The following is a 26,373-nucleotide window of genomic DNA, read 5'->3' as shown; positions in this document are numbered from 1 at the left end:
CTCTCGGGGTGAATCCGCAGCCCGCACCCCGCGAGGTGTTGCTGCTGTGCTGGCGGGACAGCGGGCACCCCCAGGGTGGGGGCAGCGAGCGTTACTTGGAACGGGTGGGCGCTGAGCTGGCCCGCCGCGGCGTAGCGGTCACCTACCGCACCGCGTCCTACCCAGGCGCGCCGCGCAGCGAGACCGTCGACGGAATGTTCGTCAGCCGCGGCGGCGGTCGGCTGTCGGTGTACCCGCGCGCGCTGCTTGCCATCGCCGCCGGACGACTCGGTCGCGGCCCGCTGGCCGGGCGCCGCTTCGATGCCGTCATCGACACCCAGAACGGCATCCCGTTCTTCGCCACGCTCGTGGCCGACGCGCCGACGGTGCTGTTGGTGCATCACTGCCACCGAGCGCAGTGGCCGGTGGCCGGTCGGCTGTTGGGCCGCATCGGGTGGTTCCTGGAGTCGACGGTGTCCCCGCGCGCGCACCGCCGCAACCGCTACCTCACCGTCTCCGATCCCTCGGCCGCCGACCTGCGCGCGCTGGGTGTGGAAGGCGAACGGATCACTGTGGCCCGCAACGGCATCGATCCCATCCCCGTGCTGCCGGGGCCGCTCGGGTTGGCCGGTGCGCCGGGACTGCGATTGTGCGTGGTGTCGCGGCTGGTGCCGCACAAACAGATCGAGGACGCGATCACCACGTTGGCCACGTTGCGTCGTCGCGGCCACGACGTGCACCTGCACGTGGTCGGCGACGGCTGGTGGCGAGATCGCTTGCGCGCCATGCTCACCGAGCTGGATGTGGTTCCGCACGTCACCTTTCATGGGCACGTCGATGAGGTTCGCAAACACCAGATCATCGCCGGTTGTGATGTGCACCTGATGCCGTCGCGCACCGAGGGCTGGGGTCTCGCGGTCATCGAAGCCGCCCAACATGGGGTGCCCACCATCGGCTACCACGCCTCACGGGGTCTCACCGACTCCATCGTCGATCGGGTGACCGGGCTGCTGGCGCACGACAACGACGACATGACTCGCAGCGCAGAACAATTGCTGCTCGACGCCGAGCATCGACGTGAACTGGGGCGGGCGGCGCAGCGGCGGGCGGCCCGGTATTCGTGGGCGGCTACCACCGACGTGGTGCTCGACGTGGTGAACCAGGTGTGTGCCCGACCGGTCAGCGACTGCTCGGCGGCACCGGCGCAACCCGTCGCGCCCTGAGCACACCGCACCCAGCGCCGGCCACCAGCATCGCCAGCCACGCCAGATGCGCCGCCCACGCAGCCACCCGTGCGGCCGATCCAGCGCCGCGATCGGCGGCGTCGGGCACGCGGTACAGCTCGAGATCGGTGCCCCGGTAGGCGATCGGCAAGCCGGTGGGACGCGCGGAGGTGCTGCGTTCCCACACCACCCACCCCACCCCGAGGGCGGCCAGCGCGCGACCGGGCGCGGGCGCGGTGGCCGCGCGGGTCGCCAGGGTGGCCCGCGAGCGGTCGCCCGGCGCGTCGATGACGCGACCGTTCACTCGCAGCCCGCCGTCGAGCAGCACTGATGCTCGAACCAGCCGGGGTGTCGGATCCAGCGACACCACCCCGTCGGTGAACGCGAACCGCCGGTTGATGCCCGGCGGCAGCACCAGCATGTCCCCGTCGTCGGCGCTGACGATGCGGGCGACGGCGTCGAAGTCGCGGGGATAGCTGACCGTGTGCACTGTGCCGCCGAGCCCCGCGAGATCGGGCAGCGGCAGTACCACCAGCGCGGCCACCCCGATCAGCCCCAACCCGCGCGGGACGAACTGTCCCAGCACCCCGACCGCCGCAGCCGCAGCCAAGGCGTAGGCCGGAACCGCCAGCGCCACGAACTTGCTGGTGTCACGTAGCAGGCCGGCACCGGGCGCCACCTCGATCAGCGCACGCAGCACGATTCGACCCGGACCGGTGGCGGCCAATGCGATCACGAGCAGCGCCGTCACTGCCAGCGTGGCAGTTTCCACCACCACCGGTAGACGATGCCGCCGCCGCCACAAACCTGGAGCACCCACCGCCACCACCGCCAGCAGGCATCCAGTGGCCACCAGGGCCCACCCGGTGGTGCGGGTGCCCGGTACCGCGTCGGCGTTCCAGATACCGCCCAGGCCGGCCAGAGTGCCCAGCGTGCCCAGCGCCGGTTCGGCTCGGGCGGCGAAGGCATCCACCGCCCCGCCATCGGATGTCAGTGCCGCCGACGAGACAGCCGAGGCCACCACCCACGGCAGGTTGACGATCGCTGCGAGTGCGAAAGCTGTTGCGCTGTCGGTGAATCGGTGAGCCCGCAGCAGCGGGATCACTGCCACCGCCAACACCGTGAGCACCGCCAGCAGACCGCCAGTGGGAGTGAACGCGGCCACCGCCGCCCACCCCAACACGGCCCCGCCGGTCACCACACCCGGTCTACGACGAAAACCCATGGCGGCCAGGATGATCGGGCACAGGGCGGCGTAGCCGATCAGCAGGCTCCACTGACCCTGCAACAGGCGTTCGGCGACAAAGGGATTCCAGATCGCCAGGATGGCCGCCGCGTACGAGCCCGCCCACCCCGACCCAGGCAGTACCACCCGAGCCAGGCAGCCCGCCCCCACGCCGGCCAGCACCAGCGCCGCCAGCGTCAACCCGGCGACAACCACACCACCGTCGACAACTGCGCTGGCCAACGCGATCACCCAGTCCTGCGGCACCGCGCGGGCGGGGGAGTCGGTGATACCCAACGCGGTGTCGGTGATGTAGCTGCGGGGGGTGGACACCGCGTCGCGGTAGAGCAGGTAGCCGCCGCCGAGCAGCGGGGCGGTGACGGCGAGGGCGGTACCCACACTGATGGCCGTCAGCCCGAGCAGCTCACGACGGCGGGTCATGGGTGTCGACCCTAGGTGACGCTCAGGCCGGTCGCGACGCTGCGGTTGGTGCAGACGCTCAGCGCGGGCGGCGCAGCACTACGCCCCCACCGATCAGGCAGGCCAGACCCAGGGCACCCAGGCCGATCGGGATCCAGCGGCGTCCCAACTCCAGCTGCAGTGTGGCCTCCTGCGCTGTGGACCGTAGGTCGCGGGCCTGCTTCTCGGTGTAGTGCAGCCGTGCCTTGATCAGCTGCACCGAGACCCCGCCTCCGACATAGCGGACGTCGATGTTCTCGGTGCGGTCCATCATGATCCCGGTGCGCGGTTCCACCCAGATCTCGCGGGAGACGCCGTAGGACAGGTTCATGTCCACGTCGCGTGTGCGCCCTGCGATGACCACCGGGATCTTCAATCGGCTGCCGGCCCGCTGCGGGCTGGAGACGTCGCGGACCGGGATGACCTGCCGGAAGTGATAGACCCGCAACCCGCCGATGGTGCGGCGATCATCGAGGTAGACCGCCGGGGTGCTCACCTGGGCGCCCGGGTCGTAGTAGTCGTAGTCCCGTTTCCCCGTGTCGAATGGGAACGTGTATTGATATCCACTGCGCGGCAGGTCCACCGGAGGGTCGTCGGTGTACTGGGTGCGTGCTACGCCGCCGGTGACGGGTTTGGTCGAGCGACGATCCAAGGTCACCCAGTCGACGAAACCGTTGACCACACGTTCTCCGCCGATGCGGTCGGTGCGGATCATGCGCTGGGTGGCGACGAACGTCACCGTGCGGTCGTCGGTCGGTTCGGCCGTGGTGACTCGGGCGTCCAGACGCAACGGCACCCCGGTGTCGGGTCGCAGATCCCCTCGGATCAAGCGCGGGATGTCGAGGACCTGTGCGTCGGTGGCCTCGAGGTTGGCGCTGCGGTCCAGATCTGAGGGGAGCTTCTTCAGAGTCGGGACGGTGACCGTGGGCAGCAGGACCGCTGTCGACATCAGGAAGGTCGCCGCGAAGACCGCGCCGAGGCCCACGCGGCGACCCGTCGCAGCCGACCAGCGGGTGTCGCGCGGCGGGGTTGCGGCGGTGGCGTCGTTCGAGCCGGTCTCGTCGTCGTGCCCCGCGATCATGGACGCCATGGTCGAATCGTAGGGTCCGCGCCATCGAGACGCCGGTCGGATGCCTGGCGGCACCGTCACCGCCACCTTCTGACACCATCGATGCTCGATGGTCACCTCCGCACGCACGTCATCCACGTTGACCGCCCTCGGGCAGGTCGCAGTGGGGTCGATGGTGGCCAATGTGGCCGCCTACCTGGTGCATCTGCCTGCCTCACGCTGGTTGGCGCCGGATGCGTACGGCGAGTTCGCGGTGCTGCTGCAGTCCATCCTCATCCTCGGGGTGCCTGCGCTGGCGTTACAGGCGGTGGCCGCGCGAGAGATGGTCACCGGTACCCCGGTGCGGGTGATCGTGGCGCTGGGCCTGCGGACAGCAGCGGTGGTGTCGGTGATGGCCGCAGTGGCGCTGTGGCCGATGATGGCGATCGCGCACACCGGGTTCTGGGCCACCCTCGCAGCGTTCACATGTGCGCCCCTGCTGGTCCTCATCTCGGTTGGTCAGGGAATCCTGCAGGGCCACAACCAGTTCCACACGTTGGCCTGGGTGATCGCCATGGTCGGGATGGTGCGGGCCATACCGGCGATCGCGGTGCTGGCGGCCGGCGCCGGGCCGGCCGGTGCGTTGGCGGCTTCGGCGACGGGTACGGCGGTGGCGGCCGCGGTGGTGGGGTGGCGGGCAATCGGGGGCGCAACATCGGTCGGGGGCGTCATATCGGAAGCGCGCGCGTCGGCGGCGATGTCGGTGGTGTCGGTGGTGCAGGCCACCCAGGTGCAGCTGGTGCTGGTGGTGGCTTCGTCGATCGATCTGGTGATGGCGCGAGTAGTGTTGAGCGCCAACGACTCCGGGGTGTACGCGCTGGGCACCATCGCCACCAAGGTGGCGTTCTGGTTGCCGCAGGCCGTCGCGCTGGTGGTGTTCCCCCGCCTCGCCGATGCGCAACGCTCGCCCCGAGCGCTGCGCCGATCGGTCGCGGTCCTCGTGGTGTTGGGCGGGGCGAGCGCGCTGGCCGCGCTGATCGGGGGCCCGCTGGTTCCGGTCGTCGTCGGCCCGGACTACCGACCGGTGGCCGGACTGTTGTGGCTGTTCGCCCTCACCGGTGCCGCGCTGGCGGTGCTGCAGGTGGCGCTGTTGGCCGCCATCGCACGCCACCGCACCCATATCTCCGTGGTCGCCTGGGTGGTGGTCGTCGTCGAGGTGCTGCTGATGCTCACCCTGGCGCACTCGGTGGCCGGCCTCGCGGTGATCGCAGCCGGTGCCGCGGCGGTCTCGGCGACCCTGACCGTGGCCCTCGCGTTGCGACCCGGCGCTGCTTGCGTCTCGCCTGGCGTGGAGGGCACCTAGAAGTCGAAGAAGCCGACCACGACGTCGTCGATGCATCCACGAGGTCCCGGCGAACCGTAGAAGTACACCGAGCCGTATCCGAACAAGTACTGGTCGACGACCTCGCCCGCCGGCGACGGCGGGACCGGCCAGCCGTCTTCGTCGAGCTGAAACAGGAACCGGTGTCCGTCGGCCTCGACAGCGCTCGCGTAGGAAGGCTCGTTCTGGATGAGGACGCGCGGCTCACCCACCCGGAGAAACGGTGCCTGGGCGTCCTCGCGATCACGAACCGTCAACGCCATGCTCGCCAACCCTGGGTGACGACCGCGCGATCGCGAACTGCGCGGTGAAGGCGGATGCAACACGGTTCGGATCGGGATGTCCGGGTACTCGAGCGCTGCATCGGATGCGCCGAACTCGAAGTCCCGCCTGACGAACACCGATGCCTCTCGCCCGCACTGCCACTCGGTGAGACCCGACTCGAGGGTCAACAGGTAGTGATGACTGTCGAGCACATCGTTGCCGTCGAACCATTTCGGCGGCGCACCGCCGAGGCGGGAGCCGGCCGACTTGTCGGGGACGGTTACGTCGAGCAGAACCACCTCAGCGAGGTGCGCTAGCGCTTGTCGGGGTCGGTCCAGTCCTGACGCGGGATGTTCTGGGTCGGGTCCTCGTCGTAGCCGCCCTCGGTTCCGCCGGTGTCCTTGCTGAGGTTCGGGATGGTGGTGGTCGGTGCGTCGCCCACGTCACGGAACCGATTGGCGTCGTCCGGGGTGGCCACCGGGTAGTAGGGGTCGTCGTCGGCGCCGCCACCGGCGGTAGCCGGCGAGCGGAACAGCACCACGATGCCGCCGATGAGGGCGACCAGACCCAGCACGCCGAACAGGATCGGCAACCAGCGGCCCCACAGGGTGATCGGCGACTGCTGATCCTTGGCGGCAGATGCGCGCGACTCCTGTGTCTTCTGGTCGTAGGCAAAGGTGACGTCGAGCTTGGTCAGCTTGTAGTCACGCAGGGCGGCGGGGGAGTCGTCGCTGATGCCGGAGAACTTGTAGTACTCCTCGATCCGCTCACGGGTGTTGATGATGGTGCCGGTCTTGGGGTCCACGTACAGGTCGTAGGTGCCCTTGTGGAACAGGTTGGCGGTCAACGCCTGTGCCTTGTCGATGCCGGGGAACCCACCGAAGAACGCGGCGGGCTTGCTCAGGGTGGCCCCGGCCAACGGCTGACCGTTGGCGCCTTGCTGGTTGCCCAGGTCGGCCTCGGGTACCTCCACGCGGTAGTGGTTGACCTTCACACCACTCACCTCGGCGGTGTCGACGAACTTCAGGGGGCTCGAGGTGCGGGTGGTCAGGTCGAAGTACAGGTAACCCGACTTCTTCTCGGCGTCGAAGGGGAAGCGGTACTGCAGACCCTTGCGGTCGGGGATGGTGATCGACTTGTCGGCGGAGTCGACGAGCACCTCGGAGCTGCCGCCACCGCTGACCTTGGCCTCACCGGAGGTACGGTCGGTGGTCACACGATCCTTGGTGGCCGAGTACAGCGAACCCAGGCAGCCGCCGCCGCTGGCGTCGGCGCTGGGGGTGACGGTCTCACCGGAGATCGCGACCTTGTCGATCTTGATCGACGTACCGGCCTGGTAGGTGATCTTCGACGAACCAGCAGGCTTGACGGCGACCACCCGCTGCTGACGGGTCAGCGCGGCGTCGGACACCTCGGGCTTGTCCGACGTCAGCGAACACGGGTTGAGGATCTGCGCAGGCAACGCATCGGTGCCCACTCCGTCGACTCGCTGCGCCGCCGACACCGTGGTGTAGTCGGTGTCCATCGGGGCCTTCTTCAGCTGACCCACCAGGTACAGCGGCAGCGCGATCGCCACGACCAACAGCAGGGCTCCGACGAAGATGAGCACCGGCCCCACGAGTTCTTTCACCGACAGGCGGCCACTGGCCATGGTGCGTACGCTCCTTGATCGTCGTGATCGAGACCCTGGGGCGCACGTAGCCCGCCCGGTGCCTCCTTCGCAGGGAGACTAACAGTTCGCGACGTTTCGCCCCGGGCGTGCCCGGGTAGTTTTGGCCCATGACTGCAGCGCAACGCGCATTCTTTCCCGCGCTGGAGGGCGTCCGCGCGGTGGCGGCGCTCGGGGTGCTGACCACGCACGTGGCGTTCCAAACCAACCTCGTCGACGGCTCCCCGCTGGGTGCGGTGCTCGGTCGTCTCGACATGGCGGTAGCCGTGTTCTTCGCGCTCTCGGGATTCTTGCTGTGGCGTCCGCACGCGGTGGCTGCCCGCGGTGGACCGGCGGCGGCCTCGATTCGCCGCTATTTCCGTCACCGCGTGGTACGCATCTGGCCCGCGTATGTGGTGGTGGTTGTTGTGGTGTTGTCGCTGTTGCCGGTGGCCCGCGGGGCCGATCTGCAGGTGTGGCTGGCCAACCTGTTCCTGGTGCAGATCTACGTGCCCTACACGTTGACCGGTGGGCTGACCCAGATGTGGAGTCTGGCCGTCGAGGTGTCCTTCTATGCGGTGTTGCCGTTCGTGGCGCTGGGATTCGCGCGTCTGCGGGGTCCTCGTGCGCGGCTGCGGGTGCCGGTGCTGCTGGGCGTCGGGCTGCTCAGTCTGGTCTGGGCGCCCATCGCAGCCGGATTTCCGCTGACCGCCGGTGTCTCGGCCACCGGGTGGTTGCCCGGACATCTGCCGTGGTTCGTCGCGGGCATGGTGTTGGCCGAGTTGTCGGTGATCTGGCATGGGGTGAGCAGGCCCACCAACGGTGTTCACCGGCTGCTGGTGGATCGTCGGGTGATGCTGCCGGTGGCGCTGGTGCTCTATGTGGCCGCCTGCACGCCGCTGGCCGGACCGACAGGTCTGGACGCGGTGTCCTCGTCGGCGTTCGTCGGCAAGATGGTCCTGGGGGCGCTGCTGGGTTTCGCGTTGTTGGCGCCGCTGGTGTTGGCCCCGCCGGGCCGATCGCGGTGGTTGGAGTCGGCGCCCATGCAGGCGCTGGGGCGGTGGTCCTACGCGATCTTCATCTGGCACCTGGCGGTGCTGTCGGTGGTCTTCGCCCTGTTCGGGTTCGCCTCGGGCGCATTCTGGCTCATCTGGCCGATCACCGTGGTGCTCAGCGTGGCGGTGGCCGCGGCCAGCTACGGCTTCATCGAAGAGCCAGCCCGACAGTGGTTGCGCGCCTATGAATCTCGTCGTTCGCAGCGTCGATCGGGCCAGGCGGCGGATGCGAACACCACGCTGATCGCGACCAGTGCGGGGAGCTGAACCCACCAGTTGAAGCCGACATACGGCGACCCCGAGGCCCATGGGCCGCTGGATAGTCCGGCCGCGGCCACGACGAAAACGCCCGCGGCGAGCGCGGGTATCACGCGAGGGTGGTCCCGGCGCAGTCGGTGCACCAGGGCCACCGCGCCCAGTGACACCACCAATCCGGTTACCCCGCAGAGCAGTCCGGCTGCGGCAATGATTGCTGTGGTGCTCACCCAGCCCGCGTGCAGCGGGGGCGGCGCGGCCATCGTGGCCAGCCGCGCGGCCGCCCGTGCTCGTGCCGGGAGCACCGCACCGGCCACCACGACCACCAAGGCCGTCAACCCGATCAGCAATGCCGCCCGGTAGCCCCCGTCGGCACCCATGGCGATGGTGACCGGACCGCTCACCCCGGCCGGGACGATCCAGCCCTGCTGCCATCCGTTGATGACGATGGGCGTCAATGCGGTCGCGCCCGCCCGCGCCCGCCAGCCGGGATTCGTCGACTCCGGCACGGTCAGCACCCTCGCAGTGTCCGCGGCGGCGAGCACCACGCGCCGATGATCGTTCGACCACCGCGTCACCTGGGGCACGCTGACGCGGCTGGGCCCGGTGGCTGCGGAGCCGACCCGCTCCAGACGCAACGAGTCGACGGTGAGCGCCGACCCGGGATCGACCGCCACCGACACCGACCCGGCCGGCAACGACAGCGGTCCGCTCGCACATACAACCGCGGAAACCGGTGCGCCAGAGAGGAACTGACGGGCCGTGGTCGTCACCGACAGACCCACCCGGGTGGCACCGACGGACAACGACAGCCCGTCGTCGCAGCCCACCCGCACCACCCGATCGGGGTCGGGGACACCAAGCGCGGGGCCGTCGACCCGCACGCTCACCTCAGCCAACCCGGTCGGCGCGGGGGAAGCGAAGCCGAGGCTGTTGACGTTGACCAGGGGGGCGGCCTCGATCACCGACACCCGGATCCGGTCGGTCACCGCCGGGTCGAGGTCGATGACACCGCCGGCGTTGACCGTCCGGATCTGGCGCCCGGTACCCAGGTCCACGGCGATCCTCTTCGGCGCCGCCGGATAGCGACCCTGCGGCACCGCAACGGTCAGACCGGTCACCCGGCGAGGTGTGGGCAGGGTGATGTCGATGGTCGGCGGCGGGGCGCCGGGGGTGGCCGATGAATCCGAGGCCACCCAGGTGGTGCCCGGATCGCCGTCGACGGCGGCGGCAGCCGAGCCGCGCGGGTCGGTGGTGGCCGCAGCGCCGGTGGCCTGCGGATGCGTGGGATCGGCCAGCAGTGGAGTCAACGCGCTGCCCGCCCGCGCTCGTACCCACACATATGGGGTCACCGCGCCGGCCTGCGGAACCGACAGCGTGCGTTGGAATCTCGACGGTTCCTCCGGTGCCAGCGCCAACGCCGGTGAGCATCGGGTGATGTCGGTGACCGCGCAGTCGCCGCGTCCGCCGAGTTCCTGGCCCAGATCCCAGGCATCCACCTCACCTGTTGCCTTCGGGAGCACCGTGGCATGGGTGATCGACAGTGGTGCAGCAGTGCCCCCCTGCGTCAACGACAGCTCATCGACGGCGAATTGGCTTCCGGGGCCTCCATTCTCGGTACCAATGGCCCGTACCTGCAGCCAACGGGTGCGACCGGCGGGGGCCACGATCGTCACCGGGTCACCGGCGCGCACACCCTGGGCGACGGTGGTCCCGGCCTCGGTGCTCACCAGCAGACTGGTCACCTGCGCGCCCAACCCCTTTCCCACGGTGACGCTCACCGACAGATCACGACGCGGTGCGGTGAAGTCGACCTGCAACCATTGGCCCACCGCGCGGTCGAGGTCACGGCTGACCCACGCGGTGTTCGGGTTGCCGTCGAACGCGGCTACCGGCGAGGCGGCGGGCACGCTCTGCCCGAGTTGCGTTGCATCCGAGGCAGATCCGGATGCGGTGACCCGTACCTGGCCGGGTTGACCGTTGAGCAGCCACTGGCCCTGAACGCGGTCGGTGTCCGGCACCGGATAGTCGGGCACCGAGTTCTGGGTGCGCCGAGGGTCACCGGCCGCTCGGACCGCCGAGCTGTGATCGTCGACCCGCCCGAAGTTGGTCTCGCGGTCGGCGGGGGTGTCGGTGACGGTGACCGGTGCGCCCGGTAGCCCGGCGCGGGTCGCATCGGCGCCCAGCAGCACCGGCCCCAGCGGTGAGCGTCCCTGTAGGGCAGCGTGTTCGGACAGTCGCGCCAACGATTCGGGGCCCCCGGCCACCCGGGGCATGGTGTCGAGGTCGACCAGCGTCGGTCCGGTGCCGTTGAGCGCGGCGGGCCGTACCGCGTAGACCGTGATCGCCGGCACCGGCGGGATCAGGCCGTCGTCGCCCACCACGTTGCGCACGTGTCGGGGCCCGACCAGCGGACCGAACCGGGCCACCTGAACCAGGCCCGGCGAGGATCGCAGCGCCTGCTGGGCCAGGATCGGTCGGGCCGAGTCGGATTCGGCCGGGGCCAGGTCGGCGCGCAGCACCACGTACCCAAAACCCTGCTGGGCCAAGGTCGGCGCCAGGCCGCTTGAACCGCGTCCGTCGGCGATCAGCCGCTGCACCGAGTCCATCGCCCGGATCGCCCCGGGCGGCACCAGCGGGATGGCGTCGCGCACCGCCCACGGTGTGCTCATCAGCGGTTGGATGGGTTCGTCGCGGGTCAACCCCCATTGCGAGAAGGCAAATGGCGCACCGGGAACGATCAGCGCGCGCGCCGGATGACCGGACGGCTCGGCATGCTCACGAAGCCAGTCGGCGGTCTGCTGCCAATACGACGGCGTGGAGCGGTAGGTGCCCGGTGGGGCCAGCGACCCCGTCCACGCCAGCGACCCCGCTCCGACGATGACGACGATGACGGCCAACGCGGCCGGCACCAACCGCGACCGTTCGGGGCGGGCCAGCGCGGCGCCGACCGTCGACCACCGCACGGCGCCCGGCAGCGGGGCCCGCGCCAGCAGGTGTGCGATACCCAGCGCCAGCGGTATCCGGATCAGCGGGTCGAGTTTGTGGACGTTGCGTAGTGGGGCACCCGAGCCGTCGAGGAACACCCGAACCTGTTCGGCCACTGGCGAACCCAACTGGCCTGCGTATCCCAGGCCCATCAGCAGCAGTCCCAGTCCCAGGGCGGTCACCAGGCGACCACGCGTGGGCATCGCCCGCATCGCCAACCCGGCCAGGCCTGCGGCGGCCACCGCACCGGTGGCCAACACCGCCACCGGCTGCGACACCAGCAGCCCGCCGGCCACCCGGTCGGGGGAGACGAACGGCGTCCACGAGCTGGTGCCGCGCAGCACCTCGGTCAGCGAGGTCCAGCGGGTGGTCACCCGCGACGACTCGATGAAGTCGAGGAACGGGGGGCTGACCTGCGACAGGATCAGCAGCGGCACGATCCACCACAGACACGCCACCCCGACTGCGCCAGCCCACCAGGCACTGAACGTCAGCCAGCGTCGGATGGGTCGACCGTTGATCGGCAGGTGTGCCAGCCACCACACGATCGCGAGGGTGCATGCTGCTGCGGTGGCCACCGCGTTCACCGCACCCATCGCCGCCACGGCCAGCGCCGATCGAAACGCCAAGCGCCGCAACGACATGTCGCGTGCAGCGCGATTCACGGCGATGGGATCGAGTGCCACGATCACCGGTATCAGCACCCAGGGCGCCAGCATCATCGGCAACGTCTCCGACGAGATGGACCCGATGGTGGACAGCACGCGAGGACTGATCACGAACGCGGTGGCTGCCACCAGACGTGATCCGGGCGAACCGATTCCCAGCGTCTCGGCCAACCGCACGATGCCGATGAACCCGATGGCCAGCAGCGCCGTCCACCACAGCCGTTGGGTCACCCAGGCGGGCAGCGCCAGCAGATCACCGAGGGCGAAGAACGCTCCGTGCGGGAACAGGTAGCCGTACGCCTGGTTTTGCACCTGACCCATCGGGGCGGTCGAGGACCACAGGTGCAGGGAGCGAGCGAGGAAACCGTCAGGGTTGGCGGTGAGGTCGAGTTTGGTGTCGGCGGCGACCCGGCCGGGTGACTGCGCAAAGGACAGCGCAGCTGCGGCCAGGACCACCCATCCGATACCCCGGATCGACAGGCGTGCGCCCGTCATGGAGCGAAGGTCAGTTCTGGGTGCCGGCGTTGTCGCGGGTGCCGTAGTCGACCGAACCCTGCACGAAGCCGTTGTCGGCGTTGAACTTGTTCAGCGACGTCGACGGGGTGTCGTCGCTGGCCAGGAACCCGCCAAGGAACACCACCGCGATGGCAACGATGACGCCGAGGATGCCCGCGACGGATCCAGCGATGAGGCGGTTGTCGGTCATGGCGGTCAAACTACCATCTGGTGATGCTCACACCATGTCGTCGGGTGGTCGCGCTCGTGCTGAGTACGGTCGGCGCAGTGACGGTCGCTGCCTGTGGAGGCGACACCCAGGTCGCTTCGCCACGCTCGACGGTCTCGGTCGACACCTCCGGGTCGTCGCAGGTGTCGACGCCCACCGCGCCCAGCCCAGCTGCGACGTCGAGCTGCGTGGCACAGACCGTGCGGTCGATGAGCGTGCCCGACAAGCTGGCCGCGATGCTGGTGGTGGGGGTCAGCGGCCCCGATGATGCGGCTGCGGTGGTGCGTGAGCATCACGTCGGTGGCATCTTCGTCGGCAGCTTCACCGACAAGTCGATCCTCACCGACGGTCGCCTGGCCGCCATTCGGGCGTCGTCGCCTCGGCCTCTGATGGTGACGGTGGATCAGGAGGGCGGGCGGGTGTCGCGGCTGCGTTCGTTCGGCATCGACAGCCCCACGGCACGTGACCTGGCGGCCACCCGCACCCCGGCGCAGGTGCGGCGGCTCGGTTTCACCACCGGTCAGAAGCTGCTGCGGTTGGGGATCACAGTCGACTTCGCGCCGGTCGCCGACGTCAGCGACGAACCCGCCGACGAGGTGATCGGGGACCGGTCTTTCAGCGATGATCCGGCCGTGGTGGCGACATATGCCGCCGCGTATGCCGCCGGTCTGCGGGAGGCCGGGGTGATGCCGGTGTTCAAACACTTTCCCGGGCACGGTCACGGCTCGGGTGACTCGCACACCGGCACGGTGCGCACCCCGCCGTTGGCGCAACTGGTCACCGACGACCTGGTGCCCTACCGGTCGCTGCTGCGTGACACGGCGGCGCGCGCCGATCGCCCCGGGGTGGGGGTGATGGTGGGGCATCTCATCGTGCCCGGGCTGACCGGACCCGACACCCCCGCCAGCATCTCGCCGGCCGCGATGCGCCTGCTGCGCACAGGCGTCGGATATCGGGGCGTCGGGTTCGACGGGCCGGTGTTCACCGACGATCTCAGTGGCATGGCGGCGATCAGCGCCCGCTATGGGGTGCCCGAAGCGGTGGTTCGGGCGGTGTCTGCCGGGGCGGACCTGGCGTTGTGGTTGTCCACAGAACAGGTGCCGCCGGTGCTCGCGGCTCTGTCGGCGGCGGTACGGTCGAAACGGCTGCCGATGGCTCAGGTGGATGCATCGGTGGCTCGGACCCTGAACGCACAGGGCGCCCGCTGCTGAGTTTCAGCAGCGAGCGCCCGTGAACGCAAAGACTAGGAGTGACGGTGGCCCCGAACCACGCGTCGACTCCGGTGGTGCCGCGAGCTCTGGCCCTCGTCGTGCCTCCCCGCACGGGAGGACCAGAGAGCTCGCGTATCAGCGAGTACTACGTGGAAATGCACCGGGATCTGCAAGATCCGCGTCGAGTCCCCCCGGACTCGACGTGTGGTGCACATCCGAACGAAATACCCCACGTAAAATTCGTTCGGATTCCCGTAGTGCCCGTAGGTCACCACGCGTCAGGTGCCCCGCGTCGATGCGGAACTCCTGACTTTCCGCGGCATCCGGATCCTCCCCCGAGTCCCTCAGCCGCGAAATCACAAGGAGGGTGACCGTTGACACGACCAGCGACACCGCAAGCGTTGCGATGCCGACAGACCAGATCAAGGCCTCACCCATCGGACTGCCCCAGCCGACCGACCGAGCAGTGCCCCCCGAGACCGGAGTCCCTCCACACTGCTACTGTCGCCCTCATGCATCGTTACGTTACAGTCTGTAATGTATGATGGTCAACACCGGACGCCCACGAGATTCTTCGATCGACGACGCCATCCTCGATGAGGCGGCGAAAATGGTCATCGAGAACGGTTACGGCGCCACCACTATCGACGCCGTGGCCCGCGCCGCCGGCACCACCCGCCCCGCCATCTATCGGCGCTACGCCTCGCTCGCACAGGTCGTAGCTGCGGCGATGACCTCGCGCAGCAGCCTCGCGCCTGCCGACACCGGCACCCTGGCCGATGATCTCCGCGAGTTCCAGCGCCAGCAAGTCCATTTCTTCTCCGACCCGCTGGTGTTGCGCGCGTTACCCGGGTTGATCGAGGAAAGTGCGCGCAACGACACACTGCGTACCCGGATGTTCGATGATTTCCTGCTTCCGCGCCGTGCTGCGGTCCGCGCCGCGCTCGATCGGGCGGTCGCGCGCGGCGACATCACCCCGCCGAGCAATCCGGAGAACGTGTTCGACCTGCTGATCGGCCCGCTGATGCTGCGTACGCTGCTGCCGGATCTCGGTGGCGTGGACGCATCGCTGATCGAGGTGACCGTGGCTGCCGCGCTCGATGCGGTGGGCCGATGTGAGGCCGGAGCCGAGCAGCCCTAACTTACTGCCTGGTAAGTTAGACCGACAGAGATGTTGGTGAGGGGCGGTGAGAATCGTGGCTGGAGGTTCCAAGAGACTTCCGCGCGCCGTGCGCGAGCAACAGATGCTCGATGCCGCCGTGGAGGTGTTCGCCGAGAACGGGTATCGCGAGACCTCGATGGATGCCATCGCCGCTGCGGCCGACATCAGTAAACCGATGCTCTACCTCTACTACGGATCCAAAGACGAGCTGTTCTCGGCGTGCCTGGCGCGTGAGGGCAGCCGGTTCATCGAGGCGATGAGCGTCGGGTTCGATCCCCGGCTCAAGCAGCGCGACCAGGCACGCACCGTCATCTACGAGTTCCTTCGCTACGTCGATGCCCATCGCGCGTCGTGGCGGGTGCTCTACCGCGTGGCCATCGGGCAGGCGAACTTCACTTCGCTGGTCGAGGACTCCCGAGCGCGGCTGACCGAGATGATCGCCGAGTTGCTGCGGCGCGGCACCACCATCGACGGTGCCACCGACGCTGAGTTCGAGCTGATGGCCGTAGCCCTGGTCGGGGCAGGCGAGGCGGTGGCCGACCGCATCTCCGAAGGCGACATCGACCTCGACACCGCCACCGACATCATGGTCGGCATGGGCTGGCATGGTCTGGCCGGCGTCAAAAAGGTCACCGCCGAATCCGCCTGACCCGTCGGCTGGGCGGTAATCCCTGTCGGTTGGGCGGTAATCCCCGTCGGTTGGGCGGAAGTCAGCCCCAGTGCGGCGCCGACTGGCCGCTCGGGTGCGGCGGCCACCAAACTCGTTCACCTATGAGTGTCCAGAAATCGATCTCGATACCCGGATGTGGACGTTCGTCACCTGACCAGCGTGAAGGAAGAGTCAGGTATTCGGCTGCGATGTGCCGGGGTGCGACGGCCACCAAACCCGTTCACCGATGAGGGTGAACAGGGCAGGTACCACCACGGTGCGCACCAGGAAGGTGTCCAGCAGGATGCCCAGGCCCACGATGATGCCCAGCTGGGTGAGCGTGATGAGCGGTAGCACCCCGAGCACCGCGAACACTGCGGCCAACACGATGCCCGCGCTGGTGATCACCGCTCCGGTGGCCGAGACCGCTCGCGTCATCGCGCGGGCGATCGCGTGGTGCGCGCTTTCCTCACGGGCTCGGGTGACCAGGAAGATCGTGTAGTCCACACCGAGCGCGACCAGGAACAGGAACGCGAACAGGGCAACATTGTTGTCCAGGGCCGGGAAGTCGAACACGTTCTTGCTCACCCAGGCACCCAACCCCAGCGCGGCCAGCGTGGAGCTGACCGTCACCGCGATCAACACCAGCGGCGCGATCACCGCGCGCAACAGTGCGAACAACACCGCCAGCACGACCGCCAAGATCAGCGGGATGAGCAGCAGGCGATCGTCGCCGGCCGCGTTGCGTGAGTCCAACGCCTTCGCGTCGCTGCCACCCACCAGGGCCTTCGCGCCGTCGATCTTCGACAGACCCGAGCGCATGTCGCGCACACTGTCGAAGGCACCCGATGAGGCTGGGGCCGATGTCAGGACCACGCTGAACCGGGTGAAACCTGTTGTGGATTTCCCGGTCTGGGTGACCGACTGCACCCCGGTGGTGGCCTTCAAGGTGGCCTCGGCCGCGCCTGCGGTCGGTGTCGCCACCACCACGGTCGTCGGATCGGACTGTCCGGCCGGGAAATGCTCATCCAACACGTCGAACCCGGTGACCGAGTCGGCGGACACCCGGAACTGTTGGGTTTGGGTGAGGCCGATGGACGCGCCGGTGATCCCGAGGGCACACACCGCCAACACCACCACGGCTGAGACGACCGACCGGATCGGGTGGCGCACCACCAGGTCGGCGACGCGGTGCCATGGGCCGGATTCGATGGTGTCCACGGCGTCGGCATCGGTGTGATCGGGCTGGGGAACAAATGGCCAGAACAGTTTCCGGCCGAACAACGCCAGCGCCGGCGGCAACACGAACAGCACGAACACCGCTGCGATCAGCAGGCCCACCGAGGCGAAGGCGCCGAGGCTGCGGGTGCTCGGCAGGGCGGCAAGCAGCAGCATCAGCAGCGCCAAAACCACGGTCACATTGCTGGCCACGATCGCAGGTCCTGCCCGGCGAACCGCGATACGCAGCGCCGCGCGGTGATCTGTGTTGCGGCGCAACTCTTCTCGGTAGCGGGAGATGAGCAGCAGCGCATAGTTGGTGCCCGCACCGAAGACCAGGACGCTGGTGATACCCGAGGTGGACCCGTCAAATGCCAGCCCGAACGGCGAGGACAGCTTGTCGCCCACCGTGGTGGCCAGCCGGTCGGCCACCGCGATGACGATCAGCGGGACCAGCCACAACACTGGCGAGCGATAGGTGGCGATCAGCAGGAGTGCCACCACCAGACCCGTCACCGCCAGCAGGGTGACGTTGGCGCCGGAGAACGAGTCGGCGATGTCGGCGGCAAATGCCGGACCGCCGGTGACATGCGCGGAAAGTCCTGCGGGCAGGCCCTTCTCGGCTGCCGTGCGCAGCGCGTCCACGGCGTCACGCAGATCGAATCCGTTGAGCTCTGCCGACAGCGGCACCGTGGCGATGGCCGCCTTCGAGTCGGGCGAGGTGATCACCGTCGGTGCGCCGGTGGACGTGGGCTCGACGGTCAGTTTGCGATCCACTGCGAGCATCCGGGTGCGTGCGTCCCCGACTGCGGCCTTCTCGGTCGGCGACAGGGCACCGCCGTCGCTGCGGTCGACCACCAGGATGGCGGTGTTGATCTTGGCGTCGGGGAAGTCATCGAGGAACGCGTCGATGCGCTTGGACTGCGCTGAGCTGGGCAACTGGTTGGGTGAGTCGTTGGTGGTGCCCCCCGACCCGGCCGAACCGATCACCCCCACCCCGATGATGAACACGACGAGGCCGAGCACCCATGAGCGGCGACCGGTGACCAATTCAGCGATGCGATCCCAGATGTTGTTCACGAAGGAAAGAGTCTCAGATTTTTGACTATCAAGCAAGTGAGACTTTGCACCGCAGCGAACGTAGGATGATCAGGTGGACCGCAGTGAGCTCGAATCGGCGATGGCCTCGGACATGCGCGCGTTCGCGTCGGCCTCCGAGCAGCTCGGTCGTGTGTTCGCCGCCCAAAACGAGCTGGGCGCCAACGACTTTCAGGCGCTGCTGCGCATCATGGTGGCCGATGTCGAGGGCAAGCCGCTCACCGTGGGGCGACTCGGTGCCTCGTTGGGTATGTCGTCGGCGGCGATGACGTACCTGGTGGAACGGATGATCGCCTCCGGTCACATCCGCCGCGAACCCGATCCGAGCGATCGGCGCCGAGTGATCCTGCGCTATGACGACCACGGCATGCAGGTCGCTCGCGCCTTCTTCGGCCCACTCGGCGCGATGACCCGCGCGGCCCTCGCCGACGTCGACGACGCCGATCTGGCTGCGGCACATCGCGTCTTCGGGCGGATGACCGAGGTGATCCGCGCCTACGAGCGGAGCCTGACCGAGGATTGACCACCCACCCGACGGGTCAGGGGTGGGGTCGTGACACCAGGTCGGGCAAGGCGGTGGCCAACTCCTCCAGCCACGCCCGTGCGTTGCCGTCCGACGGTGCGCGCCAGTCGCCGCGCGGCGACAGTGATCCCGCGGCAAGCACTTTCGGCCCATTGGGGATGGCGCTGCGCTTGAACTGGGCAAAACCGAAGTAGCGCTTGAGGAACACCTCCAGCCAACGTGTGATGGTGGGCAGGTCGTAGGCGATGCGTTCGTCGTCGGGGAATCCCGGCGGCCATGCACCCGACTGCGGATCGCGCCACGCGTGGTGGGCGATGAAGGCGATCGTCGATGGACGCAGCCCGTACCGCAACACGTGGAACAGCGTGAAGTCGTGCAGCGCATACGGTCCGATGCTGTCCTGGGTGGACTGCACCGACCCGTCGGCGCCCGGTGGCACGAGTTCCGGGGAGATCTCGGTGTCGAGGATCGACTGCAGCGTGCGCGAGGCGGTCTCGTCGACGCCTTCGCGGTGTGCGATCACCCACCGGATGACGTGTTGGATCAAGGTCTTGGGCACACCGACGTTCACCGCGTAGTGACTCATGTGGTCGCCCACCCCGTAGGTGGCCCAGCCCAGCGCCAGCTCGGACATGTCGGAGGTGCCGATGACGATCCCGTTGTGCCGGTTGGCAAGTCGGAACAGGAAGTCGGTACGGATTCCCGCTTGGACGTTCTCGAACGTCACGTCGTACACGGCCTCGCCGCGCGCGAAGGGATGGTCGATGCCGCGCAGGATCTCGGTGGCTGCGGCGGTGATGTCGATGGTCTGACACGGCGCACCGATCGCCTCGCACAGCGCGACCGCGTTGGACTTCGTGTGGTCGGTGGTCGCGAACCCCGGCATCGTGAAGGTGAGGATGTCGCTGCGCGGCAACCCCAGTCGGTCCATCGCGCGCGCCACCACCAGCAGGGCGTGAGTCGAGTCCAGTCCACCGGAGATCCCGATGACCGGCTTGGGCCGACCGATCGCCTCCATCCGCTGGACCAGACCCGTGACCTGGATGTTGAACGCCTCGTAGCAGTCCTGGGCCAGTCGGGCGGGATCGTCGGGGACGAAGGGGAATCGGTCGAGCACCCGCCGCAGCCCCACATCGTGACCGGGCGGGTCGAGGGTGAACTCGACCGTGCGGTAGGCGGGGGCCACGGAACGTCGGTTGTCGTCGAACGTGCCCTGGCGCAAGCGATCTTGACGTAACCGGTCCAGATGTACGTCGGCCACACTCATCCGGGGACCGTCGGGGAATCGTTCGCTCTCGGCCAGCCGCAGACCGGCCTCGTAGATCATTGTCTGCCCATCCCAGGAGACGTCGTTGCTCGACTCCCCGATGCCTGCAGCGGCGTAGGCGTAGGCGGCCAGACACCGCAGCGACTGACTGCCCGCCAACGCATGTCGGTCATCGGCACGAGCGATGGTGATGGGGCTGCCCGAGAGGTTCAGCAGCACGGTGGCTCCGGCCAGCGCCGCGGTCGACGACGGTGGGATGGGTACCCACATGTCTTCGCAGATCTCGGCGTGCACCACCAGATCCGCAACGTCGGTGGCGGCGAACAGCAGATCCGGGCCAAACGGAATCATTCTGTTAACCAAAGTGATCGACTCGCCGGCCTGATCATCCCCGGGGGCGAAGTACCGTCGGTCGTAGAACTCGCGGTAGGTGGGCAGATACGACTTGGGCACCACGCCGAGCACCTCACCGCGATGGATCACGATGGCACAGTTGTAGATTCGGTTCCGATGCGCCAGGGGTGCGCCGATCACCAGCAGCGGCAGCAACTCTGCCGACGCCTGCGCGATCTGGTCGATGGCTGTGCGCACCGCATCTAGCAGCGGGTCCTGCATCACCAGGTCGTCGATGGCGTAGCCGGACAGGCCCAACTCGGGGAACACCGCCACCGCCACCGATTCGTCGTGGCAGCGTCGCGCCGCGGCCAGCGTGGCCTCGGCATTGCGCGCCGGATCGGCGATGGCCACCGGCACCGTGCACGCGGCGACGCGCGCGAACCCGTGACGATAGATGCTCTCGAACGACAGCTGCGTGCTCACCGCACCATCTTGGCAGGCCGCCGACACAAGGAACACGTAGATCCCCGGTCGTACAGTCGTGCGGGCGGTACTGACTTGGCCATGACGCCCTTTTCGCCGCCCACCGAGGGTCGGTGGCCGCACCCGCTGAGGTGGTCAGCGGTGTTCAGCTGAAGGTACCGGGTCGCGGCGTCGCACCGTGCGTTCGATGCCGTCAAGGATGTCCGGCCAGAAGCGACGTGCCAGATCGTGGCCCATCCCCTCGAGCATGAGCAGCTCGGCTCCGGGAATGGCTGCGGCCGTTGCCTTCCCACCCGACGGGGTGATCACGTAGTCGATGTCGCCGTGGATCACCAGGGCCGGCATCGACAGCCCGCGCAGCCCGGGCGTGCGGTCGGTTTCGGCGAAGATGGCCGCGAGTTGACGTCCGGCACCGGTGTCGGTGCGGTCGCCACTGCGGGCCCGTGAGCGCGGCATGATGGTGCGTACGTCGCGCTCGTCGGCGGCAGTGCGGCCCCGTGATCCGATGCGCTCGAACGATGCCACCATCTCGTCGACCGGATCAGGCTTGGGTGCGCGCAGCATTTCGCGCGTGTAGCGCCACGACGACTTGCCGGTGCGGCGATCACCCGGACGGCCCATGATCGACACCAGGGAACGCACTACGTCGGGATGCCGGATGGCGGCCTGCTGAGCGATGAACGAGCCCAACGAGACTCCGACCACGTGCGCGCCGCGCGGAGCGACGTGGTGGATGAGCCCGGCGGTGTCGTCGCCCATGTCTTCGAGCATGTAGCTGGGTGCGGCGCTGCGGCGCAGGAGCTGCGTGAGGGTGGGCGTGGGCCCCTCGACGATGGTCGAACGGCCCACATCGCGGTTGTCGAACCGCACCACCCGCAGCCGCCGTGCGATCAACTCGTCGCAGAACTCGTCGCGCCACCACAACATGTCCAAGCCGATACCCATGATGAGGACCACGGTGGGGTCATCATCTCGGCCCGACGCCTGGTAGGCCAGACGAACATCGCCGACGTGCACGAATTTCTCGGGCGCGTCGGCGATGCTCATGGAAAACAGTGTGTCTGCTCAGCTGCGGCGGCGGAAGATCAGCCACAGCACCAAGGCGGCTGCGGCAGCGATGCCACCGATGAGAACCGGGTTGGTGGCCGCCTTTTCCACGTCAGTGGTGTCGATGCTACGAACGCTCGACTTCACCTCCGACACGGTGCTCTTCACGGCCTTCTCGGCGTCGGTGGCGGCGTCCTTCACTGCGGTCTTGGCGTCATCGACCGCTGACTTCGCCTGGTCGACGGTCTTGTTGACCGCAGCCTTGGCGTCTTCGGTGGCGGCGACAGCCTTGTCGGCCACCTTGTCGACGGTGTCCTTCACCGCATCGCGAGCATCTTCGGTCGCGGTCTTGGCCTTCTCGGCGGCCCTGTCGGCTGCGCCCTTGGCATCATCGGCAGCCGACTTCGCCTTGTCGGCCGCGTCGTTGGCGGCATCTTTGACGGCCGACTTGGCGTCAGACGCGGCATCGGAGACCGTTGAGGCTGCCTCGGAGACCTTGTCTTTGGCGGTCTCGGTGGCCTTGTCCTTTGCGGTGTTGGCGGCGTCCTTGGCCTTCTCGGCGGCCTCGTCCACCTTGTTCTCAACCTTGTTGGTGAAATCGTCTGCAGCCATCGTGTGGCCCTCCTTCGTCTTTGGTCACGCACGCCGTTGAAGCGACACCTGAGTAGTCGGTGCGGCCGCTGAAACTGCACGCGCCCCCGCGGTGACATCGGTCACAACAGGGGCGCGTGCAGCGAATCATTGCAGGTCAGGCGCCACGTAAGGTGCCCGTCAGGTGCGGGTAGCCCTTGGTCCGGTTGAGCACCGAGACGTCGTATCCGCCATCGGTGACCGCATCGACGTAGCCGTAGACCTTGGCCGGCAACAGGATCGGCTTGCCGAATTTCACCTCATAGGTCACGTCGTCAGGCAGATAGGAGTCGACGTTGGCCAGGATGGCACCGGCCGTCCACATGCCGTGGGCGATGGCGCGGGGGAAACCGAATGCCTTCGCGGTCAGATTGGCCATGTGGATGGGGTTGCGGTCGCCGCTGGCTGCCGCGTACTCGCGGATCCGACCCAGGTCGACGGCCAGGACCACATCCGGCGCCGGTGGGCGGTGATCCTTGGGCGGGGTGGACTTCGGTCCGCCCGACAGGCTGGTGCGCTGCTGCTTGAGCAGGGTCGAGACCTGCTCGGTGACCAGCTCACTACCCACCCGGATCTCGCTGACGATGTCGACCAGAATGCCTTTGCGGTGCTCACGCAGGTTCTGTGCGTGCGTGGCGATGCTCAGCGGCTCGCCCAGTGCGATCGGACGTCGCCGGTGGATGCGGTTGCCCAGGTGTACCGAACCCACAGCGCCGAAGGGAAAGTCGCGCGCCACCATGGTGCGCATCATCAGCGGGAACTGTGACACGAACGGGAAGGTCAGCGGCAGGTACTCGCCGAACTTCAATCCTGTTGCCGCGCAGTAGGCCCGCACCTGATCGGCGTCGATCTTCAGGTCGGAGACGGTGTAGACGGTGTCGGGGACCCGCGCCGACGACGACACCTTTGCCGGCTTGCCTATTCCGGGCAGCATCTCCAGCACAGCGTTGCCGTACACCTCGGAGGTGGACGGAAGCGCATTCAGTGCAATGGTTTTGGGCATGTCAGGCTCCCAGCAGCGCCTGGCCGCACACGCGGACCACGTTGCCGGTGACCGCGCTGGAGGCGGGGCTGGCGAAGTAGGCCACGGTCTCGGCCACGTCGACGGTCTGCCCGCCCTGCTGCAGCGAGCTCATCAGGCGTCCGGCCTCGCGGGTGCCCAGCGGGATGGCTGCGGTCATCGCGGTCTCGATGAATCCGGGGGCCACCGCGTTGATGGTGATGCCCTTCTCGGCCAGGATCGGTGCGTAGGCATCCACCAGCCCGATCACGCCGGCCTTGGAGGTGCCGTAGTTGGTCTGACCGCGGTTTCCGGCAATGCCTGCGATCGACGACACGTCGATGACCGCGCCGCCAGGCTTCAAGGCGTCGGCGGCGACGAGGTCGTCGACCAGCTTCTGCGGTGCGATGAGGTTGACGGCGATGACCGAATCCCAGCGCGGCGCATCCATGTTCGCCAGCAGCTTGTCGCGGGTGATGCCTGCGTTGTTGACGATGATGTCCAGGCCGCCGTGGCGGGTCTTGACGTGCTCGGCCAGCTTGGCGCCGGCGTCGGCTGCGGTCACGTCGACGGGGAACGCGGTGCCGTTGACCTTGTTGGCCGTCTTCGACAGCGCCTCACCGGCGGCCGGGATGTCGGCGACGATGACATGGGCGCCGTCGCGGGCCAGCACCTCGGCGATGGTGGCGCCGATGCCGCGCGCGGCTCCGGTCACCACGGCCACACGGCCCTCCAGCGGACGATCCCAGTTGGCCGGCGGGGTGGCGTCACCGGTGCCGACGCGGATCACCTGGGCGTCGACGAAGGTCGACTTGGCCGAGAGGATGAAGCGCACGGTCGACTCCAGGCCGGACAGACCGGTGGGCGCGCCGGGGGCGACATAGACCAGTTGCGCGGTGGCGCCCTTGAGTAGTTCTTTGCCCAGCGAGCGGGTGAAGCCCTCGAGTGCGCGCTGCGCGACCCGCTCGCTCGGGTCGGTGATCAGCTCGGGTGTGGTGCCGATGACCAGGAAGCGGGCGCAGGGGGTGACCGAGCGCATCACCGGGTTGAAGAACTCGTAGATCTCCTTGAGTTCGGCCGGGGAGGTGATGCCGGTGGCGTCGAGGACCACCGCGCCGTACTTGTCGGCGCTGGCACCACTGGTGTTGTTGCTGACCACCTCGTAGTCGGGCGTGGAGAGGATCTCGCGCAGCGGTTCGATGATGCGACCCGATCCGCCGAGCAGCACCGGACCGGTCAGCGCGGGCTCGGACGCCTTGTAGCGGCGCAGCGGCGGCGGGATGGGCAGGCCGGCCTGCTTGGCGATGAACGCGCCGGGCGCGGAACGGACGAACTGCGAGTACAGACCTGGGTTGGCGTTGGCGGGCACGTCGGAGACTCCTTGGTGTGTGCTGCGGTGTGTGCTGCGCGAGGTACGAGTGACGGCAGCGGGGTTCGACAAGTAACTTACTCGCGAGTAAGAATACGGCATAGCGTCCAACCGACCCCGGGGAGATCTCCAGTGGCAAAAGCAAGTGGTTCGTCCAGCGCTCGGACGGTACGTCCGGTCGCGATCGTCGGCGGCAACCGCATCCCGTTCGCCCGCCAGAACAAGGCGTACGCCAAGGCGAGCAACCAGGACATGTTCACCGCGGCGCTCGACGGACTGGTCAGCCGGTTCAGCTTGCAGGGGGAGCAGTTGGGCATGGTCGCCGGTGGCGCGGTGCTCAAGAACTCGCGTGATTTCAACATGATTCGCGAATGCGTGCTCGGTTCGGCGCTCTCGCCCTACACCCCGGCGTTCGATCTGCAGCAGGCGTGCGGCACCGGGCTGCAGGCCATCTCCGCAGTCGCCGACGGCATTGCCACCGGCAAGTTCGAGGCCGGTATCGGCGGTGGCGTGGACACCACCTCCGACGCCCCGATCGCGGTGTCGGAGCCGCTGCGCAAGGCGTTGCTGGAGGTGAACCGGGCCAAGGGCACCGGTGCACAGCTCAAGGCGGCCCTCGGGCTGGTCTCGGCGTTGGGGATCGAGATCCCCCAGAACAGCGAGGTCCGCACCGGGATGTCGATGGGTGAGCACGCCGCCATCACCGCCAAGGAGTTCGGCATCAAGCGGGCCGACCAGGACGCGCTCGCCGCGGCCAGCCACCAGAACATGGCCAAGGCCTACGACGAGGGCTTCTTCGACGACCTGATCACCCCGTTCCTGGGTCTGACGCGGGACGAGAACCTGCGCCCGGACAGCTCGGTGGAGAAGCTGGCCAAGCTCAAGCCGGTTTTCGGGGTGGCTCTGGGCGATGCCACCATGACCGCAGGCAACTCGACCCCGCTGACCGACGGTGCCTCGGTGGCGCTGCTGGCCAGCGACGAGTGGGCTGCGGAGAAGAAGTTGCCGGTGCTGGCGCATCTGGTGGACGTCGAGACCGCCGCGGTCGACTACGTCAACGGCCCCGACGGTCTGCTGATGGCGCCCACCTACGCCATCCCGCGGTTGCTCAAGCGCAACGGACTCACGTTGGGCGACTTCGACTTCTACGAGATCCACGAGGCGTTCGCCTCGGTGGTGCTGTGCACCTTGGCGGCGTTCGAGTCCGATGAGTACTGCACGCAGCGCCTCGGCCTGGACAAGGCTCTGGGGTCGATCGATCGCAGCAAGCTCAACGTCAAGGGTTCGTCGCTGGCGGCTGGTCACCCGTTCGCCGCGACCGGTGGCCGCATCGTGCCGCAGACCGCAAAGCTGTTGCACGAGAACGGCGGTGGGCGGGCACTGGTGTCGATCTGTGCCGCCGGCGGCCAGGGCGTCACCGCAATCATCGAAGCGTAGGCGGGTCTGGGCGCGGAGCGCATGAG

The 26,373-nt window shown here is 68.3% G+C and carries 20 protein-coding genes; 8 read left to right on the top strand and 12 right to left on the bottom strand.

The genetic code is table 11. The features are described 5' to 3' along the window. The first annotated feature begins 8 nt into the window (after positions 1-8). Positions 9-1,202 (top strand): glycosyltransferase family 4 protein, encoded by a 1,194-nt coding sequence (locus KIK15_RS11945; RefSeq protein WP_214244756.1) that lies wholly within the window; start codon positions 9-11, stop codon positions 1,200-1,202. Here KIK15_RS11945 and KIK15_RS11940 read toward each other — a convergent pair. Then, positions 1,159-2,868 carry a hypothetical protein gene (locus KIK15_RS11940; protein WP_214244754.1) on the bottom strand — a complete coding sequence of 570 codons (1,710 nt, stop codon included), beginning with the start codon at positions 2,866-2,868 and terminating at the stop codon, positions 1,159-1,161. The two genes, KIK15_RS11945 and KIK15_RS11940, sit on opposite strands and share 44 nt — an antisense overlap. A gap of 58 nt (positions 2,869-2,926) precedes the next feature. Next, complete coding sequence (locus KIK15_RS11935) at positions 2,927-3,976, bottom strand: DUF3068 domain-containing protein (RefSeq protein WP_214244752.1); 1,050 nt, start codon at positions 3,974-3,976, stop codon at positions 2,927-2,929. An 88-nt stretch (positions 3,977-4,064) separates the two neighbouring features. On the opposite strand from KIK15_RS11935, the gene KIK15_RS11930 reads away from it, so the two are divergent. Continuing rightward, positions 4,065-5,297 (top strand): polysaccharide biosynthesis protein, encoded by a 1,233-nt coding sequence (locus KIK15_RS11930; RefSeq protein WP_214244750.1) that lies wholly within the window; start codon positions 4,065-4,067, stop codon positions 5,295-5,297. Here the strand turns inward: KIK15_RS11930 and KIK15_RS11925 are convergent. Together KIK15_RS11925 and KIK15_RS11920 are read right to left on the bottom strand one after the other, a co-directional pair. Continuing rightward, positions 5,294-5,878, bottom strand: a complete 585-nt coding sequence (locus KIK15_RS11925) for a hypothetical protein (RefSeq protein WP_214244748.1) — start codon at positions 5,876-5,878, stop codon at positions 5,294-5,296. The two genes, KIK15_RS11930 and KIK15_RS11925, sit on opposite strands and share 4 nt — an antisense overlap. A 14-nt stretch (positions 5,879-5,892) precedes the next feature. Then, entirely contained in the window at positions 5,893-7,230 is a 1,338-nt protein-coding gene (locus tag KIK15_RS11920) for a DUF3068 domain-containing protein (RefSeq protein ID WP_214244747.1), read from the bottom strand. A gap of 128 nt (positions 7,231-7,358) precedes the next feature. On the opposite strand from KIK15_RS11920, the gene KIK15_RS11915 reads away from it, so the two are divergent. Beyond that, entirely contained in the window at positions 7,359-8,549 is a 1,191-nt protein-coding gene (locus tag KIK15_RS11915; protein ID WP_214244745.1) for an acyltransferase, read from the top strand. On the opposite strand, the gene KIK15_RS11910 is transcribed toward KIK15_RS11915, so the two are convergent. Beyond that, on the bottom strand, positions 8,465-12,688 hold the full coding sequence (locus KIK15_RS11910; RefSeq protein ID WP_214244743.1) for an alpha-(1->3)-arabinofuranosyltransferase: 4,224 nt from the start codon (positions 12,686-12,688) through the stop codon (positions 8,465-8,467). The genes KIK15_RS11915 and KIK15_RS11910 overlap by 85 nt on opposite strands. Positions 12,689-12,698: 10 nt before the next feature. After that, positions 12,699-12,899: a DUF2613 domain-containing protein gene (locus tag KIK15_RS11905; RefSeq protein ID WP_214244741.1), complete on the bottom strand. Its 201-nt coding sequence runs from the start codon at positions 12,897-12,899 to the stop codon at positions 12,699-12,701. A 23-nt stretch (positions 12,900-12,922) separates the two neighbouring features. On the opposite strand from KIK15_RS11905, the gene KIK15_RS11900 reads away from it, so the two are divergent. From KIK15_RS11900 to KIK15_RS11890, 3 genes are all read left to right on the top strand, one after another. Further along, on the top strand, positions 12,923-14,128 hold the full coding sequence (locus KIK15_RS11900; protein ID WP_214244739.1) for a glycoside hydrolase family 3 N-terminal domain-containing protein: 1,206 nt from the start codon (positions 12,923-12,925) through the stop codon (positions 14,126-14,128). 541 nt (positions 14,129-14,669) lie between these two features. Next, positions 14,670-15,269, top strand: a complete 600-nt coding sequence (locus KIK15_RS11895; RefSeq protein ID WP_214244737.1) for a TetR/AcrR family transcriptional regulator — start codon at positions 14,670-14,672, stop codon at positions 15,267-15,269. 55 nt (positions 15,270-15,324) lie between these two features. Further along, a complete protein-coding gene (locus tag KIK15_RS11890) occupies positions 15,325-15,939 on the top strand; it encodes a TetR/AcrR family transcriptional regulator (RefSeq protein ID WP_214244735.1) in 615 nt (204 codons plus the stop codon). Positions 15,940-16,131: 192 nt separating this feature from the next. On the opposite strand, the gene KIK15_RS11885 is transcribed toward KIK15_RS11890, so the two are convergent. Further along, a complete protein-coding gene (locus KIK15_RS11885; protein ID WP_214245278.1) occupies positions 16,132-18,228 on the bottom strand; it encodes an MMPL family transporter in 2,097 nt (698 codons plus the stop codon). Positions 18,229-18,310: 82 nt separating this feature from the next. Here KIK15_RS11885 and KIK15_RS11880 point away from each other — a divergent pair, with 82 nt between their 5' ends. Then, positions 18,311-18,778, top strand: a complete 468-nt coding sequence (locus KIK15_RS11880) for a MarR family winged helix-turn-helix transcriptional regulator (RefSeq protein ID WP_307851860.1) — start codon at positions 18,311-18,313, stop codon at positions 18,776-18,778. A gap of 16 nt (positions 18,779-18,794) precedes the next feature. Here KIK15_RS11880 and KIK15_RS11875 read toward each other — a convergent pair whose 3' ends face one another. From KIK15_RS11875 to KIK15_RS11855, 5 genes are all read right to left on the bottom strand, one after another. After that, entirely contained in the window at positions 18,795-20,852 is a 2,058-nt protein-coding gene (locus tag KIK15_RS11875; protein ID WP_214245276.1) for an NAD(+) synthase, read from the bottom strand. A gap of 147 nt (positions 20,853-20,999) precedes the next feature. Beyond that, positions 21,000-21,911 carry an alpha/beta fold hydrolase gene (locus KIK15_RS11870; RefSeq protein WP_214244733.1) on the bottom strand — a complete coding sequence of 304 codons (912 nt, stop codon included), beginning with the start codon at positions 21,909-21,911 and terminating at the stop codon, positions 21,000-21,002. Between the two features lie 18 nt (positions 21,912-21,929). Beyond that, on the bottom strand, positions 21,930-22,523 hold the full coding sequence (locus tag KIK15_RS11865; protein ID WP_214244731.1) for a hypothetical protein: 594 nt from the start codon (positions 22,521-22,523) through the stop codon (positions 21,930-21,932). Between the two features lie 136 nt (positions 22,524-22,659). Next, the gene (locus KIK15_RS11860; RefSeq protein WP_214244729.1) at positions 22,660-23,544 is read right to left on the bottom strand and encodes a MaoC/PaaZ C-terminal domain-containing protein; all 885 of its coding nucleotides are present in this window, start codon (positions 23,542-23,544) and stop codon (positions 22,660-22,662) included. Between the two features lies 1 nt (position 23,545). After that, entirely contained in the window at positions 23,546-24,910 is a 1,365-nt protein-coding gene (locus KIK15_RS11855) for a 3-oxoacyl-ACP reductase (protein WP_214244727.1), read from the bottom strand. Positions 24,911-25,042: 132 nt separating this feature from the next. On the opposite strand from KIK15_RS11855, the gene KIK15_RS11850 reads away from it, so the two are divergent. Next, positions 25,043-26,347: an acetyl-CoA C-acetyltransferase gene (locus KIK15_RS11850; protein ID WP_214244725.1), complete on the top strand. Its 1,305-nt coding sequence runs from the start codon at positions 25,043-25,045 to the stop codon at positions 26,345-26,347. The last annotated feature ends 26 nt before the right edge of the window (positions 26,348-26,373 follow it).

Source organism: Williamsia sp. CHRR-6, from assembly GCF_018474015.1.
In the GTDB taxonomy this organism is placed as follows: Bacteria; Actinomycetota; Actinomycetes; order Mycobacteriales; family Mycobacteriaceae; genus Williamsia_A.
This window is presented reverse-complemented; position numbering and strand designations above follow the sequence as displayed.